At 69.1% G+C, this 18747-nt stretch carries 16 protein-coding genes; 4 read left to right on the forward strand and 12 right to left on the reverse strand.

The features are described 5' to 3' along the window. Nucleotides 1-47: 47 nt before the first annotated feature. The 4 genes from B7K25_RS11630 to B7K25_RS11645 all read right to left on the reverse strand — a co-directional run bounded on the left by B7K25_RS11630 (nucleotide 48) and on the right by B7K25_RS11645 (nucleotide 6243). The gene (locus B7K25_RS11630) at nucleotides 48-3059 is read right to left on the reverse strand and encodes a glycoside hydrolase family 2 TIM barrel-domain containing protein (protein ID WP_084106240.1); all 3012 of its coding nucleotides are present in this window, start codon (nucleotides 3057-3059) and stop codon (nucleotides 48-50) included. Further along, nucleotides 3056-3907 carry a carbohydrate ABC transporter permease gene (locus B7K25_RS11635; RefSeq protein ID WP_234988228.1) on the reverse strand — a complete coding sequence of 284 codons (852 nt, stop codon included), beginning with the start codon at nucleotides 3905-3907 and terminating at the stop codon, nucleotides 3056-3058. Before B7K25_RS11635 ends, B7K25_RS11630 begins: the two co-directional genes overlap by 4 nt. A 1-nt stretch (nucleotide 3908) precedes the next feature. Then, a complete protein-coding gene (locus B7K25_RS11640) occupies nucleotides 3909-4850 on the reverse strand; it encodes a carbohydrate ABC transporter permease (protein WP_234988230.1) in 942 nt (313 codons plus the stop codon). Between the two features lie 73 nt (nucleotides 4851-4923). After that, entirely contained in the window at nucleotides 4924-6243 is a 1320-nt protein-coding gene (locus B7K25_RS11645) for an ABC transporter substrate-binding protein (protein WP_084106241.1), read from the reverse strand. A 299-nt stretch (nucleotides 6244-6542) separates the two neighbouring features. On the opposite strand from B7K25_RS11645, the gene B7K25_RS11650 reads away from it, so the two are divergent. Next, nucleotides 6543-7574 carry a LacI family DNA-binding transcriptional regulator gene (locus B7K25_RS11650; RefSeq protein WP_084106242.1) on the forward strand — a complete coding sequence of 344 codons (1032 nt, stop codon included), beginning with the start codon at nucleotides 6543-6545 and terminating at the stop codon, nucleotides 7572-7574. 73 nt (nucleotides 7575-7647) lie between these two features. On the opposite strand, the gene dnaB is transcribed toward B7K25_RS11650, so the two are convergent. From dnaB to rpsF, 5 genes are all read right to left on the reverse strand, one after another. Beyond that, the gene (gene dnaB, locus B7K25_RS11655) at nucleotides 7648-9030 is read right to left on the reverse strand and encodes a replicative DNA helicase (protein WP_084106243.1); all 1383 of its coding nucleotides are present in this window, start codon (nucleotides 9028-9030) and stop codon (nucleotides 7648-7650) included. A 614-nt stretch (nucleotides 9031-9644) separates the two neighbouring features. Then, complete coding sequence (gene rplI / locus B7K25_RS11660; protein ID WP_084106244.1) at nucleotides 9645-10091, reverse strand: 50S ribosomal protein L9; 447 nt, start codon at nucleotides 10089-10091, stop codon at nucleotides 9645-9647. 14 nt (nucleotides 10092-10105) lie between these two features. Then, complete coding sequence (gene rpsR, locus B7K25_RS11665; RefSeq protein ID WP_084106245.1) at nucleotides 10106-10342, reverse strand: 30S ribosomal protein S18; 237 nt, start codon at nucleotides 10340-10342, stop codon at nucleotides 10106-10108. 27 nt (nucleotides 10343-10369) lie between these two features. Beyond that, nucleotides 10370-10852 (reverse strand): single-stranded DNA-binding protein, encoded by a 483-nt coding sequence (locus B7K25_RS11670; protein WP_084106246.1) that lies wholly within the window; start codon nucleotides 10850-10852, stop codon nucleotides 10370-10372. Nucleotides 10853-10905: 53 nt separating this feature from the next. Then, entirely contained in the window at nucleotides 10906-11196 is a 291-nt protein-coding gene (gene rpsF, locus B7K25_RS11675; protein WP_084106247.1) for a 30S ribosomal protein S6, read from the reverse strand. Nucleotides 11197-11350: 154 nt separating this feature from the next. Here rpsF and B7K25_RS11680 point away from each other — a divergent pair, with 154 nt between their 5' ends. Next, nucleotides 11351-12385, forward strand: coding sequence for a peptidoglycan bridge formation glycyltransferase FemA/FemB family protein (locus B7K25_RS11680; RefSeq protein WP_159450198.1), 1035 nt, complete (start codon nucleotides 11351-11353; stop codon nucleotides 12383-12385). 284 nt (nucleotides 12386-12669) lie between these two features. On the opposite strand, the gene B7K25_RS11685 is transcribed toward B7K25_RS11680, so the two are convergent. Then, entirely contained in the window at nucleotides 12670-14982 is a 2313-nt protein-coding gene (locus B7K25_RS11685) for a transglycosylase domain-containing protein (RefSeq protein ID WP_144018996.1), read from the reverse strand. Nucleotides 14983-15615: 633 nt separating this feature from the next. Here B7K25_RS11685 and B7K25_RS11690 point away from each other — a divergent pair. Both B7K25_RS11690 and B7K25_RS11695 read left to right on the forward strand, forming a co-directional pair. Then, nucleotides 15616-16200, forward strand: coding sequence for a PadR family transcriptional regulator (locus B7K25_RS11690; protein ID WP_234988232.1), 585 nt, complete (start codon nucleotides 15616-15618; stop codon nucleotides 16198-16200). 9 nt (nucleotides 16201-16209) lie between these two features. Beyond that, nucleotides 16210-17301, forward strand: coding sequence for an inositol-3-phosphate synthase (locus B7K25_RS11695; RefSeq protein WP_084106250.1), 1092 nt, complete (start codon nucleotides 16210-16212; stop codon nucleotides 17299-17301). Between the two features lie 215 nt (nucleotides 17302-17516). On the opposite strand, the gene B7K25_RS11700 is transcribed toward B7K25_RS11695, so the two are convergent. Then, nucleotides 17517-18185: an SDR family oxidoreductase gene (locus tag B7K25_RS11700; RefSeq protein ID WP_084106251.1), complete on the reverse strand. Its 669-nt coding sequence runs from the start codon at nucleotides 18183-18185 to the stop codon at nucleotides 17517-17519. Nucleotides 18186-18289: 104 nt separating this feature from the next. Continuing rightward, entirely contained in the window at nucleotides 18290-18670 is a 381-nt protein-coding gene (locus B7K25_RS11705) for a DUF805 domain-containing protein (protein ID WP_159450199.1), read from the reverse strand. Between the last annotated feature and the right edge of the window lie 77 nt (nucleotides 18671-18747).

The raw sequence follows: 18747 nt of genomic DNA on the forward strand, positions 1-18747 counted from the left end.
CTTCGGAGTCCGGCGGCGGGCGGATGGGTCCACCCGCCGCCGGGAGACTACCTCAGCACGCCCACGAAGCCGAACGTGAACGAGTGGTCGCCCTGAGGCACCTGATACTCCGGGTGGGTCATGGCGCCCCACGACTGGTCGCCGCCCACGCCGCGCCGCTGCAGCGCGGGGCGCAGCACCGTGCGGTGGATGGGCGGGAGCTCGTTCGGGTGACGGGCGTTCTCGACCTCGAAGGGCGTCCACGGCAGCGCGGACAGCTCCATCGCGTCGCCGTCGACCCTGATGCCGAACCCGGACCCATCGGTGACCTCCGCCCACCGCACGCCGGTGTGGCTGCCGGACTCCTGGGGACGCACGTACGACGTGAGCTGCTCGTGCACGTCGCCGTCCCACACGCCCAGGCGCGCGGCTCCGCGGCGGTCGACGTAGCTCTCGTGCGGACCCTCGCCGTACCAGCGCAGGCGTCGCAGGTCGGCGTCGACGGTGAGCAGGAAGCCGACCTCGGGGGCGTCGGGCAGTCCCTCGCCGGCGCGCAGGTCGACGGTCACCTGGACGTGCCCCTCGCCGTCGACCCGGTAGGTGACGTCCACCTCGCTCGGCGGCACCGTGGGCAGCTCGTACCCGTAGACGATGTCGACCGCGTCGGCGTGACGCACCACCTTGGCGCGCTCGAAGCCCTCGCGTGCCTTGCGGTAGCGGCTCGCGAGCAGCCACTGGCCGTCGCGGAACGGCATCCCCCAGCCACGCTCGTTCGACGTGGGCGCGTGCCAGAAGCTGGGCTGCGGGATGTCCCGCAGCAGCTCGCGGCCACCGTCCGACGTGCGGCCGAACCGGTAGGAGATGAGCCCGCCGTGCAGGCGCGAGAACAGCGCCGAGAAGTGCGGTCCGTGCACGCCGATGTTGTGCGTGGACTCGACCACGCGCGGAGGCGCGGCGGAGACGTGGCGCGAGCGCGCATCGGCCGTCCCGACCACCGCCTGCTCCCAGCCCACCTCGTACCCGGCCGGCGCCCACGGCGTGGATCGCCGTTGCCGGTACGAGACCTCGACGGTGTGCTCGCCGGCCGCGGGCACCGCGAACGGCAGCGGGTAGCGCTCGGTCGTCCCGGGGGCGACGTCGATCGCGAGCGCCTCCTCGCGCAGCGTCACGCCCTCGCGCGCGAGCGTCACGACGGCCTCGAGGTCCGCGGTCGAGGCGAACACGCGCCGGCTGCGCACCTCGAAGAAGTCCTCGCCGATGACGGTCCGCAGCGGCTGGTACAGGTAGCGCACCTCCTGGTACGCGGGCGTGGGGGTGCGGTCGGCGAAGACGATGCCGTTGGCGGAGAACTCCGCGTCGTGCGGCGCCTCGCCGTGGTCGCCGCCGTAGCCCATGTAGTCGACGCCGTAGCGGTCCGTGAGCGGCAGCGCCTGGTCCACGAAGTCCCAGATGAACGCGCCCTGGAACAGCGGCTCGCGCTCCGTGAGGTCCACGTACTTGTCGACCGCGCCGAACGAGTTGCCCATCGAGTGCGCGTACTCGCACAGGATGAACGGCTTGTCGCGGTGCACGCGCAGGTGCTCCTCGACGTCCGCCGCCGGCGTGTACATCTGGCTGGTGATGTCAGTGGTCTCCGGGTGGCGCGGGTCCCAGTGGACGCCCTCGTAGTGGACCGGGCGCGACGGGTCCGCGCCGCGCAGCCAGTCGCCCACCTCGAGCAGCACGCCGCCGCCGAACGACTCGTTGCCCAGCGACCAGATGACGACGCTCGCGTGGTTCTTGTCGCGCTCGAACATGCTCGCCGCGCGATCCATGAGGGCGGCACGCCACTCGACGCGGTCGCCGGGAAGCGACTGCTCGACCGTGAGCTCGCCCTGGATGACCCGGTCCCACATGGCGTGAGTCTCGAGGTTCATCTCGTCGATGACGTACAGGCCGAGCTCGTCGCACAGCTCGTAGAACGCCGTCTGGTTCGGATAGTGGCTGGTGCGCACCGCGTTGATGTTCGCGCGCTTCATGAGGTGCAGGTCCGCGGCGATCTCGTCGCGCGTCATGACGCGGCCGCGGGGGCCGAACTCGTGACGGTTGGTGCCGTAGAACACCACGCGCTCGCCGTTGACCTTGACCTGCGCGTCCTCGATGACGACCTGCCTCAGGCCGATGCGCTGGGGCACCACCTCGGCGACCTCACCCTGGGCGTCGAGCACCTCGATGAGCAGGTCGTGGAGGTAGGGGTCCTCGGCGCTCCACAGCCGGGGGTCCGTCAGCGTCGCGGTGAGGCGGCCGTCGTCACCGCGGGACAGCTCGGTCCCGTCGCCGAGGGACGCGCGAACGGCGCCCTCGCCGTCGAGGTCCACATCCACAGTGATGGTCGCGCTCGCGCGATCCGCGGCGACGGCGGTTCCCACCGTCACGTCCTGGGCGTGCACCGCGGGACGCCGGTAGAGGGTGACGTCGCGGAACAGCCCGTGGAACCGGAAGAAGTCCTGGTCCTCGAGCCACGAGGCCGCCGTCCACCGGAACACCTGCACCGCGAGGCGGTTGGGTCCGTCCACGAGGTGGTCGGTGAGGTCGAACTCCGACGGCGTGAAGGAGTCCGTCGCCCAACCGACGTAGGCGCCGTTGAGCCAGACCGCGACGCCACTCTCGGCGCCGTGGAAGGTCACCGACAGGCGCTCGCCGTCGGCCAACGGCTGGTCCAGGGAGAAGTGCCGGACGTAGCTGGCGACCGGGTTCCATTGCTGCGGCACCTGGCCGGGCTCGAGGTCCTCCGACCCGTCCCAGGGGTACTGCACGTTGGCGTACTGAGGGCGGTCGTAGCCGTGCATCTGCAGGTGACCCGGCACCGGGATGTCGTCCCACCCGTCGACGTCGTGGTCGGGCTGCTCCCAGCCGGCGATGACCATCGACGGGTTCTTGGCGTGATGCACCTTCCACAGGCCGTTGAGGCTCTGCTCGAAGGAGCTCACCCCGGACAGCGCCTCGTCTCGCGAGGCGAACCAGCGGTGGTCGCTGTGCGCCGCAGCGCGGTGCTCGTGGACGTACTCGGGGTCGGTGATACGGGTGGGAACGAAGGTCACTTGACCACTCCAGTGAAGCCTGCGACGAAGGAGCGCTGCAGGACGAAGAAGATGATGATGGTGGGCAGGGAGGTGATGAGCACCGCGAGCATGAGGGCGCCGTAGTCGACGACGTAGCCGCCCGTGAAGTTCGAGATGAGCATCGGCATGGTCTGGTAGTCCGGGTTGACCAGGATCACCTTGGGCCACAGGAAGTTGTTCCACGCCGTCATGAACGTGATGACCGCCGCGGCCGCGTAGGTGGGCTTCATGGTCGGCACGAACATGCGGAAGAAGATCGAGACCTCCTTGAGGCCATCGATGCGCGCAGCCTCGATGATCTCGTGCGGGAAGCTGCGTGCGGACTGCCGGAACAGCAGGATCAGCAGCGGCGTCGAGATCGCCGGGAGGACCACCGCCCAGGTGGAGTTGATGAGCCCGAAGTCCGCGAACAGCTGGAACAGCGGGATCATGGTCGCCGCGAACGGGATCATCATCGCCAGCATGAGGACCCACATGAGGCGGTCCTTGTTGGGCGAGTGATAGACCTCGAAGCCGTAGCCGGCGATCGAGCAGACGACGAGCGCCAGCACCGTGGTCGCCACCGCGTTGAGCGTCGAGTGGTACATGGCGGAGCCGACGTCCTGGAACTCGGTCAGCGACTGCCAGTTCGCGATGAGGTTGGATCCGGGCAGCATGCTCGAGGCGAGCACGTCCTGCGTCGTGTTGGTCGCCGAGACGACCATGAAGTACAGCGGCCCGATCGACAGCAGGGCGACGATGCTGAGGAACACGTACTTGCCTGCCGAGCGCAGCCGCGCGCCCAGGGGCTTCTCGCCGGCCTTCGGCCGTGCGGAGGTGGTCGTCACGTCAGTCACGCTTGTCACCGACCTTCATCTGGATGGCGGCGAGGACGGCGACGATGATGAGGATCACGTACGACAGCGCCGCGCCGTAGCCGAAGTTGGGGTTGTTCTGGAAGGAGACCTCGTAGAGGTAGTGCGACATCGTCATCGTGGTGTTCGCGGGGCCGCCTCGCGTCAGGTTGTACGACTCGTCGAACATCTGGATGGTGCCGTTGGTCGACATGATGACGGTGAGCAGGATCATGGGCTTCATCTGCGGGATCGTCACAGAGAAGAAGGTTCGAATGGGGCCGGCGCCGTCCATCTTGGCGGCCTCGAGGGTCGTCGGGTCGATGTTCTGGAGCGCCGCCAGGTAGAAGATGACGTTGAACCCGGTCCAGCGCCACAACAGGCCCAGGATGATGACCAGGCGCGCCGTACCGGTCTCGCCCAGCCAGTTGATCGGCAGGTCGATGAAGCCCACCCACAGAAGGAAGTCGTTCACCAACCCGTCTGTGGCGAAGATCGTGCGGAACACCAGCGAGTAGGACACCAGCGAGATCGCCGCGGGCACGAAGATCGCCGTGCGCCAGAAGCTCTTCCACCGCAGCCTCGGGTTGTTGAGGATGTTCGCCAGCACGAGCGCCGAGATCAGCATGATCGGCACCTGGATCACCAGGTACAGCAACGTGTTGGTCATCGTCAGCCGGAAGACGTCGTCGTCCAGCATGCGGTCGTAGTTGAACAGCAGCGGGTCGGCCCAGTCCAGGTTGGTGCCGCGACCCGTCTGGAAGGACAGGATCAGCGCCTGGAACATCGGCCAGAACATCATCACGCCGATGAGGACGGCGGCCGGGATGAGGAACGCCCAGCCGGTGAGGCTGCGACGCTTGGCGGCGGGCGACAGCTGACGCTTGGCGCCGCCCTTGTTGCGCTCGGGACGCTTGAGCATCGTCGCGGGGGTCATCGTTGACACAGGAGTCTCCAGGGGGGTTCGGGAGGGGGCCGGCGAACCGGCCCCCTCCCTGCTCGAGATGGACCTAGCTCATCGCGAACTCGACGGTGGCCTGAGCCTCGTCGAGCGCGGCGGCCGGGTCGGTCCCGCCCTTGATCTGCGTGATCGCGACGCCCACGGCGTCACGAGCCTCGTAGTAGTACGCGCCGGTGTTGTTCGCCGGCACGCCTGCGCCGAACGAGATCACGTCGGCGTAGATGGGCTGGCCGCCGAAGAAGTCGACCGGCTGGTTGTAGACGTCGGAGTCACCCGCGGGGATCCAGTTCGCGACCGCGCCGGCGCTCGGCAGGATCGTGTCGTAGAACTCCGTCGAGCCGGCGAAGGTCGTCGCGAGGAAGTCCGCGGCGAGCTCCACGTCAGCGTTGGAGCTGATCGCCCACGACGAGCCGCCGTTGGCGGAGAAGTGGGTCGCGCCGTCGACGGCCTCGATGGCGGGGAGGTTGGTGACCGCCCAGTTGCCGGCCTGGTCCTCGGCCGTCTGGATTGATCCGGAGATCCACACGCCGTTGATGGTGCCCGCGACGCCGCCGTTGACGATGGTGCCGATGTACTCGTCCCACGAGTTGACCTCGAGGTAGATGCCCTTGTCGACCATCTCGTTGTAGACCTCGATCGACGCGTCGAGCGCCGCGTTGTCCGTGATGGTGGGGTTGCCCTCGGCGTCGAACATGCTCTGGCCCGCCGACTGCAGCATCATGAGGATGGTGTCGGGCTCGCCCGCGATGCCCGAGAGCATCGGGGTGCCGGTCGCCGCGAGGACCTCCTCGCCCATCGCGATGAACTCGCTCCACGTGACGTCGGTGAAGTCGTCCACCGTGTAGCCGGCCTCGCCGATGATGTCCGTGCGCAGCGCGTTGATGGCCGTGCCCGAGTCGAACGGCACGCCGTAGTTCGCGCCGTCGACCGTCGAATAGGCGACCACGCCCTCGGGGAACTCCTCGAGGCCGATGCCGAGGTCGGTGATGTCGGTGAAGAGGTCGGGGTAGTTGATCGCGTTCTTCTGGAACGCGTTGTTCTGCATGAGGAAGATGTCGGGCAGCTCGCCGAACTCCTGGGACTGCGCGAGGGTCGTCAGGCGAGGCTGCAGGTCCTCCCACGTCACCTCCTGGATGTCCAGCGTGAAGTCCGGGTGCTCCTGCTGGTAGACCTTCTCGGCCTCCTCCATCGCGTAGATGTTGAACGCGGGGTCCCACGCCCACACGGTGAGGGTGTTGCCACCCTCGCCGCCGCCGGTGTCACCCGACGGGTCGGCGCTGTCGCCGCCGTCGGAGCTCGAGCATGCGGACAGTGTGATGGCGAGGGTCGCTGCTGCCGCCATCGTCATTCCGGTACGGAACTTGGTCATCGGTGACCACCCTTCTGATCGGGTATGGCCCGGGCCTCGAGCGCACCACGTCGAACGCTCACCGGGTCGAACTTCCCCGTGGATGAGAGCCGTCGGCACTGACGGTCACGCGGCGACCACTGTGTCGTCCGGCACTCCCCTTGGGGTTGTTAAGGTAAACATAGCAACCGCGTCTGGAGCGCGGAAGTGCCCCTTGTGTCACGATCCCGTAACGGAAAAGTGACCATTCCGCCGCTCGTAGACGGCCATGGCAACGTCAACACGGCGACAATCCGCGACAGTGCCCCTACAATCCAGGCATGGCGAGCACAGGCGCACGCGGCGGACGCAAGAGGGGACCCTCGATCGCCGATGTCGCGCGCCTCGCGGGCGTCTCGGCCCAGACCGTGTCGCGGGTGTCGACCGGCGCCGAGGCCGTCAAGCCCGAGACCCGCGCCAAGGTCCTGCTCGCGATGGAGCAGCTCGGCTACTCGCCCAACCGGGCTGCCCGCGCCCTGCGCGACGGCCGGTACGGCTCGATCGGCTTCCTGGCCCGCAGGTTCGACCGCACCGGCGAGGCGCTCACCATGGACGCGGTGCTGCGCGCCTGCGAGGCCGAGGACTACTCCGTCACCCTGCTGAGCGCCCATGACACCACGTCGGCCGAGTGGGAGCCGGCGGCCCGCCGCCTGCAGAACCAGACCGTCGACGGCATCATCATCATGCGCGCCGAGGGCGGCGCGGGAGACCCTCTCGCGCTGCCGGCGACCATGCCTGTGGTCGTGTCGGACTCGCGCGCCCACGGACGCTACCCCCGCGTCACGACCGATGAGATGCTCGGAGCGCGTCGCGCCGTCGAGCACCTGCTCGACCTGGGCCACGAGACTGTCCACTACCTCGCCGGGCCCGAGGACTCGGAGCCGGCGCGACTGCGCACCATCGGCTGGCGCGCCGCGCTGACCGATCGCGGTCGCGCCACGCCCGAGCCGATCTGGGGCGACTGGACGCCCCAGTCGGGCTATGCGGCGGGCTCCGCCTTCGCGGCGGACCCGACGGTCACCGCGATCTTCTGCGCCAACGACGAGATGGCCTTCGGCCTGATGCTCGCCCTGCACGCGGCCGGCAAGGACATCCCCGGGGACATCTCCGTGGTGGGCTTCGACGGCATCTCGCTCGGCCGGTACAGCGTGCCGCCGCTCACCACCATCCGTCAGGACTTCCCGCAGATCGGCCGCGAGCTCGTGCGCATGGTGCTGCGACAGATCGGCCAGACGCACCCGCACTCGGTGCCAGACTCGATCGTGCCGCTCGAGCTCGTGGTGCGCGACTCCTCGGCGCCACCGCGCCGCTGAACGACTGAGCCGCCGCGCCGTCGTCCGACGCGCGACTGAGCTGCGCTGCCACCGCGCGGCTGAGAACCGCCTGCTACAGGTCGGGCGCCATGTCGGCGAAGTGCGCGTAGTCCTTCTTGAACGCCACTGCGATGGTGTCCGTGGGGCCCGCGCGGTGCTTGGCGACGATGAAGTCCGCCTCGCCGGGGCGGTTGTCGCGGTCGTACGCGTCGTCGCGGTGGAGCAGGATGACGATGTCCGCATCCTGCTCGATGGCGCCCGACTCGCGCATGTCCGACAGCATCGGCTTCTTCTCGGTGCGCTGCTCGGGGCCACGGTTCAGCTGCGAGATCGCGATGACCGGGACCTCGATCTCCTTGGCCAGAAGCTTGAGCGCGCGGGAGAACTCGGAGACCTCCTGCTGGCGCGACTCGACCTTGCGACCGGAGCTCATGAGCTGGAGGTAGTCGACGACCACGAGCTGCAGGTCATGCTGCTGCTTGAGGCGGCGGCACTTCGCACGGATCTCCATGAGCGACATGTTGGGGGAGTCGTCGATGAACAGCGGCGCCGCGGACACGCTCGCCGCGGTCTGCGCGAGGCGCTCCCAGTCGTTAGGTCCCATGGGGCCCTTGGTGAGGCGCGACAGCTTGACGTTCGCCTCGGCCGCCAGCATGCGCTTGGTGATCTCCTCGCGGCTCATCTCGAGCGAGAAGATGACGGAGGCCTTGCCGTGCTTGATGGAGGCGGCCCGCGCGATGTCGAGGCCCAGCGTCGACTTGCCGATCGCGGGTCGTGCGGCGATGACGATCATCTGGCCGCCCTGCAGGCCGCCCGTGAGGTCGTCCAGCTCGCGGAACCCGGTGGGGATGCCGAGCATCTGGCCGTCGCGGCTCGACGAGGCCTCCACCTGCTCGAGCGTCCTCTCCATGACGTCGCCGATGGACAGGTAGTCGGCGGAGTTGCGGCGCTCGGTGACCGCGAAGATCTCCGCCTGGGCGCCGTCGACGACCATGTCGACCTCACGCCCGTCGGAGTCGTAGCCCATGCCGGCGATGCGGGTGCCGGCCTCGACGAGCCGGCGGAGGATGGACTGCTCGCGCACGAGCCGTGCGTAGTAGCCGGCCGACGCCGCCGACGGCACGATCGCGATGAGCGTGTGCAGGTACTCGGCGCCGCCGATCTTGCCCAGCTGGTTGGTGCGCTGCAGCTCCGCGCTCACCGTCAGCGCGTCCACCGGGTCGCCCGCGTTGTAGAGCTTGACGGCGATGTCGAAGATGGTCTCGTGCGCGGGCTTGTAGAAGTCGTCGGCGCGGACGGACTCGATGACGTCGGCCATCGCGTCCTTGCTCAGGAGCATCGATCCGAGCACGGACTGCTCGGCCTCGAGGTTCTGCGGGGGGAGGCGATCGTAGGTGCTCGACTCGGGACCGTACGAGTCTGGGCCGTATGAGGCTTCGAGCTCCTCGACTGACATGCGCGCTCCCTCTCCCTTCCACGCCGGTGAACCCCGGCTGACGTCAGTGTCTCTCCGGGGACTGACACGCCAACGTAGGGCCCCGGGCGCGTCCGCACAAGTCGGCCCCGAGCGCATCCGTGGACAACCGGTGGAGAACCATGCGACCCGGCGTGGACGACCTGTGAACAACCCCAGGGGCACCATGTGGACAGAAGTGTGGATGAAGCATCCAGATTGTCTCGTGCAGTGCTCTTACCAGCCCTTTCGCGGAAACCAAGCCTGTGGAGGAAGCTCGGGAAGAACTCCTCGGCGTGTCGCACCCCGGCGTGTCGGCCATCCCCAGCCAGCGAGCGCATCGGCCCTCCTCAGACCCCACCGAGCGCCCACCAGGCACGACGCTCTCGAACTTGCGAACGTCGCCGCACGGCGACCCGCCGCGACACTCTCGAACATCCGAGCGTCCGACACCCCGGTGGCGCGCCCGCTTCGAGCGCGGAGCGCGGCGTGTCGCGAGCGAGATGTTCGGAAGTGTCGGGCGCCACGGGCGAATCGAGCACCCGCACCCGGGAACGGCAAAGGCCCCAGCCAGCGGCTCTCCGGGGGAGCCACCGGCCGGGGCCAGTGCGTGAGCGCTACTTCGCGGCGACGACCTGCACGGCGACCGTCGCGGTCACGTCGTCGTGGAGGGAGACCTTCACGTCGTAGCTGCCCAGCGCCTTGATGGGCTGAGCGATGTGGATGCGGCGCTTGTCGACCTTGGCGCGGTCGCCGATCGCCTCGGCGATGTCCGCCGGGGTGATGGCGCCGAAGAGGCGACCGGAGTCGCCCGCCTTCGCCGAGACCTTGACGGGGTTCGCCTGCAGCGAGTCGCGGGCCGCCTGGGCCTCCTCGACGCTGGCGATCTCCTTCTCGCGGCGCGACTTGCGCATCGCCTCGATCTGCTTCTCCGCGCCGGCCGACCACGGGGTGGCGAGCTTGCGGGGAACCAGGTAGTTGCGCGCGTAGCCGTCCTTGACGTCGACCACGTCGCCGGCGACGCCGAGGCCGGAGACCTCGTGGGTCAGGATGAGCTTGGCCATCGTCTAACCCCCGATCAGCGGCCGGAGCCGGCGTAGGGGAGAAGGGCCATCTCGCGGGCGACCTTGATCGCGCGCGCGATCTCGCGCTGCTCCTGGACCGAGACGCCGGTGACGCGACGCGAGCGGATCTTTCCGCGGTCCGAGATGAACTTGCGCAGAAGAGCGGTGTCCTTGTAGTCGACCTTGTCGACCTTGGCCGCCTTGAGCGGGTTCACCTTCTTCCGCGGCTTGCGGATGTCGTGCTTAGCCATGTGAATGAGCTCCTGAGTGGAAAGTGTTTAGAACGGGGGCTCGTCCGACGCGGGGGCCGAGGCCCACGGGTCGTTCGAGGAGCCGCCTGCAGGCGCGGAGGAACCGCCGCCACCGAAACCGCCCTGGCCGCCGCCGGAACCGCCCTGACGCTGCGTACGGTTCACCTTGGCGGTGGCGTAGCGCAGCGAAGGGCCGACCTCGTCGACCTGGATCTCGTTGACGGAGCGCTTCTCTCCGTTCGCCTCCCACGAGCGCGACACGAGGCGGCCGGTCACGATGACTCGCATGCCCTTCGTGAGCGACTCGGCCACGTTCTCCGCGGCCTCACGCCACAGGGAGCACCGCAGGAAGAGGGTCTCGCCATCCTTGAACTCGTTCGTCTGACGATCGAACGTGCGCGGCGTCGAGGCAACGGTGAAGTTGACGACGGCCGCTCCGGACTGGATGAATCGCAGCTCCGGGTCGCCGGTCAGATTGCCGACGATCGTGATGGGAGTCTCGCCTGCCATGTGTGTTCCCCTTGGTTTCGTGTCGTGTGTGGGTTGCAGTCGGGAGTGATCGGCTACTTGGCGTCGGGACGCAGCAGCTTGGTGCGAAGAATGGACTCGTTGAGGCCCAGCTGGCGCTCGAGCTCCTTGGCGGTGGCGGACTCCGAGGTGAAGTTGATCACCGCGTAGATGCCGTCGCTCTTCTTCTTGATCGGGTAGGCCAACCGACGGCGGCCCCAGATGTCGACCTTGTCGACAGTGCCCTTGTCGGTCGTGACCACGTTCAGGTACTTGTCGAGCGACGGCTGAACCGTGCGCTCGTCCACCTCAGGGTCGAGGATGACCATCATTTCGTACTGACGCATCGAATACCCACCTCCTCTGGACTCATGCGGCCACGGACGTTCCGTGGCAGGAGGGTTGATGCTGGCCCGCACGCCATGGGGGCGGCAGGCCATCGACAAGGATACCTTGCGGGGCCTCACCCCGTCATCTCTGTCCACAGGTAGCCTCGTACGCGTGACAGACCTCCGCATCGAGCACTGGGACGACGCCCGCTTCATGGACGCCGCACGCGGCTGGGGCCACCCCGTCCCGATCGAGCAGGCGCCCGCCTGGGACGCCTTCGACCGGGCCGTCGAGGGGCGCTCGCCGTGGCGCCGCCTCGCCGTCCTGAACAGCGCCGATGCGGTCGTCGCCCTCATCTCCCTGTCCGAGTTCGAGGGGCGTGGCTTCACCTACCTGTGGGCCAAGCACGGGCCGATGTGGCCCTCCCGCCCGAGCGCCGATGCGGAGGCGGCGGTGCGTTCCGCGGTGGTCGACTACGTGCGCCGCGAGGCACCGTCGGCCGCGTTCGTGCGCATGCACGCCTGGCACCGGGCGTCGGACCTGCACGAGCTGCTGCAGACCGTCACCTACGACACGACGGTGGTCATCGACCTCACCCGCTCCGAGGACGACATCCTCGCGTCGTTCACCAAGCGCGGGCGGTACAAGACGCGCAAGGTCCTCAAGGACGAGGACATGACGGTGACCGACGAGTCGGGCATGTCGCACGAGGAGTTCGCGGAGCTCTACGAGATCTACCGCGAGACCGCCGAGCGCGACGGGTTCGGCATCTTCCCCATGGACGTCTACACGACGATGATCGACTCGCTCGGGGAGCACGCCCGCGTGTTCGTCGCGCGCCGCCACGACACCGGACCGGAGGGCGACCTGAAGCCGGGCCGCGCCGTGTCGTGGGTCATCGCGCTGGTGCACGATGGCGGCGGCGTCGACTTCTACGCCGGCGGCAACCGCGAGGCGCGCGACACCAACGCGGCGATCCTGCTCAAGTGGCACATCTTCACGACGCTCAAGGCCGAGGGCGTCACCCGGTACGACCTCATGGGCGTCGGCTCGGACCGCGCCCCGCAGCTCGCCGGCGTGGGCGAGTTCAAGCACCAGTTCGGGGACGACGTGGAGATCGACGGCGCGTGGGACGTGCCGGTCAAGGCGCTGCGGTACCGGATGCTGGTGCTCGCCCTGCGGCTCAAGCGCGCGCTGCGCCGCTAGGCCGGCGCCGCCCCGCACGCCACGTCACCCTCGGTGCCGAGTGGACGGGCGAACCAAGCGCGCGCATCGGCGCTGCGAACGCCCGGGGTGCCGGCGGCGACGTCCGTGGCGCCCGCCACCCTGACGCGTCGCCTGTCCCGTCGCCTGTCCCGACACTCCCGAACATGCGCGCGGACGACACCCCGCGCATCGGCCCTCTCCAGGGCGCGAGCGCGGCGTGTCGCGAGCGAGATGTTCGAAACTGTCGAGGGACGCGGAGGTCGGACAGCCCAGGTCGACCCGACCTACGGCACCGTCACGGTGACGGTCGGCGCCGGGGTGGGCGTCGTCACCGGCGGCTCCGGCGTCGTGGTGGACGGCTCGGGGCTCGGCTCCGGCGGGGGCGTGGTCTCGGTCGGCTCCGGCTCGGGCTCCGTGGTGGTCTCCTCGGGCGTGGGCGACGGCGTCGGGCTCGGGTCCTCCGAGGGCTCGATGGTGCTCGCCGTGCCGACGTTCGCGCGCGGCGGGAAGTCCACCACCTCGTAGCCCTCGAGGATCGGAGCCATCATCCACGTCCAGACGCGGGTCGGGATGGTCGACCCCGTGATCTGGTCGAAGCCGCCGAACGGCGTGATCTGCTCGGCGGATCCGTCCTCGCCCACCTGGTACAGCGACACCGCGCCGACGATCTGCGGCGAGAAGCCCACGAACCACGCGGAGCGGTTCTCGTTGGACGTTCCGGTCTTGCCCGCGAGCGGGCGGTCGATGTTGTCGCCGGCGTACGAGCCGGAGCCGAACTTGACGACCTGCTGCATCGCGTAGGTGGTGTCCGCCATGACGTCCTCGGCGAAGACCCGCTCGGCGGTGTCCTCGTGCTCGAAGACGACCTCTCCGGACGAGTCCGACACCGTCTGCACCATGTACGGGTCGGTGCTGATGCCGCCGGCGGACAGCGTCGCGTACGCGGAGGCCATGTCGATCGCGTGGGGCGAGGCCGAGCCGAGCACGTTCGACGGGTTGGCGTCGAGGCCCAGGGTGTCCTCGGGCAGGCCGGCCGTGATCGCGGTCTCCATGGTCGCCTCGGGCGTGACGTCCTCGTTGAGGCCCACGTACGCGGTGTTGACCGAGCTCTGGGTCGCCTTCACGAGGTCGATGACGCCGTACGAGACGCCGCCGAAGTTGCGCACCGGGCGGTCGAAGCCGGGGAACTCCATGTTGTTGTTCGCCAGGTACTCCGACCCCAGGCCGATGCCGCGCTCGAGGCCCGCGATGAGCGCGAACGGCTTGAAGGTCGAGCCGGCCTGCGCGACGTCCTGGGTGACGGCGTTGCGCTGGATCTCGAGGTAGTCCTCGCCGCCGTACATCGACGTGATCGCGCCCGTGGCCGAGTCGACCGTCACCGCGGCGACGCGCAGGTTGTCCGCGTGGTCGTCCGGCATCTCCGCGACGGCGGCCTCGGCGGCATCCTGGTGCGCGGGGATGATCGTGGTCGTGATGCGGTAGCCCAGCGACTCGATCTCCTCCTGGGACACCCCCGTCTGCTCCGAGACCTCGAGCAGCGCCTCGCGCAGGAGGTAGCCCTCGGTGCCCGCGTAGACATCCTCGTTCTGGTACTCGATGGGCTCGGGGAACTCGGTGATGGTGGCGCGCTCCTCGGCGGACAGGAAGCCGCCGTCGACCATGCCGTCGAGCACGTAGTTCCAGCGCTCGACCGCCTTGTCGTGGTCGATGCGCGGGTCCCACGCGCTCGGCGCCGGGATGAGCCCGGCGATCATCGCGGACTCGGAGACGGTGAGGTCGGCCGCGTCCTTGCCGTAGTACTGCTCCGCCGCGGCCTGGATGCCGTAGGCGCCGCGCCCGAAGTAGATGGTGTTCATGTAGTTCTCGAGCACCTCCTCCTTGGGCTGCTCCTGGTCGATCTTGAGCGCCATGAGGGTCTCGTCGATCTTGCCGGTGATGGAGGTGGTGGTCTCGCCCACGTAGTAGCGCTCGACGTACTGCTGGGTGATGGAGGATCCGCCGCGGGTGTTGCCGAGCACCACGGTGTCCCACAGCGCCTTCACCATGCCGGGGATGTTGATGCCCGGGTTGGTCCAGAAGCTGCGGTCCTCGGCAGCGACGATCGCGTTGCCGACGTGCTCGGGCAGGTCCTCGTACGCCACGACCTCGCGGTCGGCGACGCCCAGGCGGCCCAGCTCTGTCTCGCCGTCCGCGTAGTAGAAGATCGAGGACTGCGCCTGGGCGAAGTCGTCGGGCTCGGGGATCTCGAGCTGCATGTAGCGGATGACCAGGCCGATGATGCCGATCAGCGACACCGCGAGCAGGGCGATGAGCGCCCAGATCCCGATGCGCCACAGCCACCGGCGCCAGGCGGGCCAGTCGTCGCGCTTGCTCTTCTTGCCGCCGCCGTTGCCGCCGTTGCCGCCGCCGTTGCCACCCTTGGCAGGCTGCTTCGCGGCGCTGGCCTTCTTGGGCGCCGCGCCGGTGGCGCTCCACGGCGGGATGCCGTTGGCCGGCTTGCCGTTGGTGCGCTGCACGCCGGTCGTGGGGCGGGCAGGACTCTTGCCTGCCGGGGCGCGCGTGCTCCGACGCTGCGGGGTCGTTCGGGAATCGCTCACAGTTCTCTCACCCTAGAAGTCTGGGACGCGGACGGGGGCATCCCGCCCGGGGCGTCGGGCGGTCGCGAGTGACGCGCGCCCGAGCCTGGCTGTACGACCTAACGCGCGAGGCAGGGGTTTTGTCCCCTCCGCCGGCGACGTCTCCCCTGACAGTACGAACCAATTCTGCCCGCGACACCCCGCCGGAGCGCCGATGCGCGGCCTGGCACCGGCGTGTCGTCCACCCTTCTGGTTCGCACTGTCAGCGGGCCGGGCGGTTGCGGCGCGCCTCGCTGCCCGCCGGGAGGCCGTACCGCTCAACACACAGCGGTGACGGGTGAGGATCCTGCGACAGGTGTGCCGTCCCACCACGCACAACAGTCACGCGCGTCCCAGCCGTGTGGTGAGCGGTACGGCGCGCGCCCGGCCCGCCACCCGGCATCGGCGACGTCTCCCCTGACAGTACGAACCACCTCTGCCCGCGACACCCCGACGGAGGGCCGATGCGCGGGCTGGCACCGGCGTGTCGTGCGCCTTTCTGGTTCGCACTGTCGGCGGGACTGCGGGGATGCCGCGTGCGATGTATCGTGGCGATACAACGCTCTGCTACTGTTGCGGACTGCGCTGATCACCCAGGAGACGAGAGGAGCGCCCGTGGCCAAGACCGACGTCCTGTCGCTGGCGATCCTCGGCATGCTCGCGGAGCAGCCGCTGCACGGCTACCAGATCCGCAAGCGCCTGGGCACGGAGCTCGGCCCGTTCCGCGCGCTCAGCTACGGCTCGCTCTACCCCTGCCTCAAGCGCATGGTGGGCGCCGGCCTCATCGCCGCCGACGAGTCCGACGCGGGCCGCGTCTCCGGCTCGAAGCGCTCGCGCATCGCCTACGGTCTCACCGAGGACGGCGAGCGCCGCCTCGCGGAGGAGCTCGCCAACTCGGGCGCCTCGGCGTGGGACGACGACACCTTCGACGTGCGCTTCTCGCTGTTCACCAAGACCGATTCGGCGACCCGCCTGCGCATCCTCGAGGGCCGCCGCTCGCGCCTCTCGGAGCGCCTCGAGGAGGTCAACGAGGGCCTGGCGCGCGTCCGCGAGCGTCACGACGCCTACACCACCGAGCTGCACCGCCACGGACTCGAGCGCGTCGAGCGCGAGGTCGAGTGGCTCGACAAGCTCATCGAGAACGAACGATCCGCGACCCGCGGAGACAACCCCAGCACCGCGTCCGCGGGCAACAACTAAGGAGAAATCATGGCTGCACTTCGCGTCGCCATCGTCGGCGTCGGCAACTGCGCCACGTCGCTCATCCAGGGCGTGGAGTTCTACAAGGACCGCGCGGCTGACGAGTCCGTGCCGGGCCTCATGCACGTCCAGTTCGGCGAGTACCACATCTCGGACATCGAGTTCGTGGCCGCCTTCGACGTGGACTCCCTCAAGGTGGGCAAGGAGCTGGTCGAGGCGACCGAGTGCTCCGAGAACAACACCATCAAGATCTGCGACGTCCCCAAGACCGACGTGCAGGTCCAGCGCGGCCACACCCTCGACGGCCTCGGCAAGTACTACCGCCAGACCATCGTCGAGTCGGACGAGTCGCCCGTCGACATCGTCCAGGTGCTCAAGGACACCGAGGCTGACGTCCTCGTCTGCTACCTCCCCGTGGGCTCCGAGGAGGCCGCGAAGTTCTACGCCCAGTGCGCGATCGACGCCGGCGTGGCCTTCGTCAACGCCCTCCCCGTCTTCATCGCCTCGGACCCCGTCTGGGCCAAGAAGTTCGAGGACGCGGGCATCCCGATCGTCGGCGACGACATCAAGTCGCAGGTGGGCGCGACCATCACGCACCGCGTGATGGCGAAGCTGTTCGAGGACCGCGGCGTGGTGCTCGACCGCACCTACCAGCTCAACGTCGGCGGCAACATGGACTTCAAGAACATGCTCGAGCGCGACCGCCTCGAGTCCAAGAAGATCTCGAAGACCCAGGCCGTGACCTCGAACCTCGAGGGCCCGCTCGCCGGCCTCAAGGACTCGCGCGACGTGCACATCGGCCCGTCGGACTACGTCGCCTGGCTCGACGACCGCAAGTGGGCGTACGTGCGCCTCGAGGGTCGCGCGTTCGGCGAGGTCCCTCTCAACCTCGAGTACAAGCTCGAGGTGTGGGACTCGCCCAACTCGGCGGGCATCATCATCGACGCGATCCGCGCGGCGAAGATCGCCAAGGACCGCGGCGTCGGCGGCCCCATCCTGTCGGCCTCGACGTACTTCATGAAGTCGCCGCCCGTCCAGATGGAGGACACCAAGGGCCGCGCTCAGCTCGAGGCGTTCATCGCCGGCGAGGTCGAGCGCTAGGGAACCAGCAGGCGCCATCGCGCCGCTGCACGCGAAGGGCCGGGTCGTCCGCTGGGGGGACGACCCGGCCCTTCGCTGTCTCTCCCCGCGGAGATACGAAAGTGGGCCCACTTTCATCGTCGCGGCCACGCCACGACACACGTGGGCCCACTCTCGTCGGGCGGAGGGGGAGGCGGACGGACGGCCGATGCGCTCGCTCGGCCCTCCCGCTCGCGTCAGCTGGCAGCCGCGTCCAGGGCCGCGGGGATCGGGGTGTCGCCGCCGACGAGCTCCCACTGGTGGCCCGCGGTGGCGGGCCGGTCGAGGACGTCGGCGATGACGTGCGCGACGTCGGCGCGCGAGATCTGGCCGCGGTCGACCTCGGGAGCGACGCGCACCTTGCCGGCGGCGGGCTCGTCCGTCAGGCCGCCCGGGCGGATGATCGTCCACGCGAGACCCGAGTCGCGCAGCGCCGCGTCGGCGTCGCGCTTGGCCTCGACGTAGGCCTTCCACACCGGCTCGACGTCGTCGGGCAGGCGCTGGTCGACACCGATGGCGCTGACCTGCACGAACCGCTCGATCCCGGCGGCCTTGGCTCCGGCGATCGACTTGAGCGAGCCCTCGAGGTCGACGGTGCGCTTGCGGTCGATGTTGCCGTCGGGGCCGCCGCCGGCCGTGAACACGACGGCGTCGCAGCCGTCGAGCACCGCGGCGAAGTCCGCCTCGGACGCGGACTCGATGTCGAGCCCCTTGGGGTCCGCGCCCATCGCGGCGAGGTCCAGCAGCTGCTGCTGGCCGCGCGCGAGCGGGACCACCTGCTTGCCGCGGCCCACGAGGATGGGGATGAGCTGAAGGGCGACCTTGCCGTGGCCGCCCACGATGGCGATGCGCTGTGGTGTCGTCATCCCTCCACCATGCCGGGCCGCGGCGCCGCGCGCATCCTCGTTCGCGCCGAGCGAGACTGGGAATGCGCCGGTGCGCTCAGAACCTGGGAGTCAGCACCTGAGAGTCAGGGCTTGGGGTCGGGACCGAACTGGTTCGCGCCCTGGGTACCGGGGATGAAGCCGACGACGAAGGTGATGAGCGGGATCACGAGGCCCAGCAGCGAGAAGCCGCCGTGGGCGTTGATGTCCTGGTAGCGACGCCAGTTCACCGCGAGCGTCGGAATGATGAACGCGAGGCCCAGCACGATGCTCAGCACCGTGGCGATGATCGCGAGCCACGACCCCGAGCCCTCGTCCTGGGCGTTCAGGCCCGCGGCGGCCGCCCACAGGAGCACCAGGCCGAGGCCGATGAGGTACAGCGTGATGTGAAAGCCCCAGAACTCGCGCCGGCGCGAGCGACCCGAGAACTGCGCGTACTTGCTGAGACCGATCCGAAAGCCTTCCACGGCATCCTCCCTGATGCGACGCGTGGGCGCGTCGTCGTCACCACGCTAGCCCGCGCATCGGCGCTGCGGGCGGTGCA

It is taken from the genome of Demequina sp. NBRC 110056 (assembly GCF_002090155.1).
In the GTDB taxonomy this organism is placed as follows: domain Bacteria; phylum Actinomycetota; class Actinomycetes; order Actinomycetales; family Demequinaceae; genus Demequina.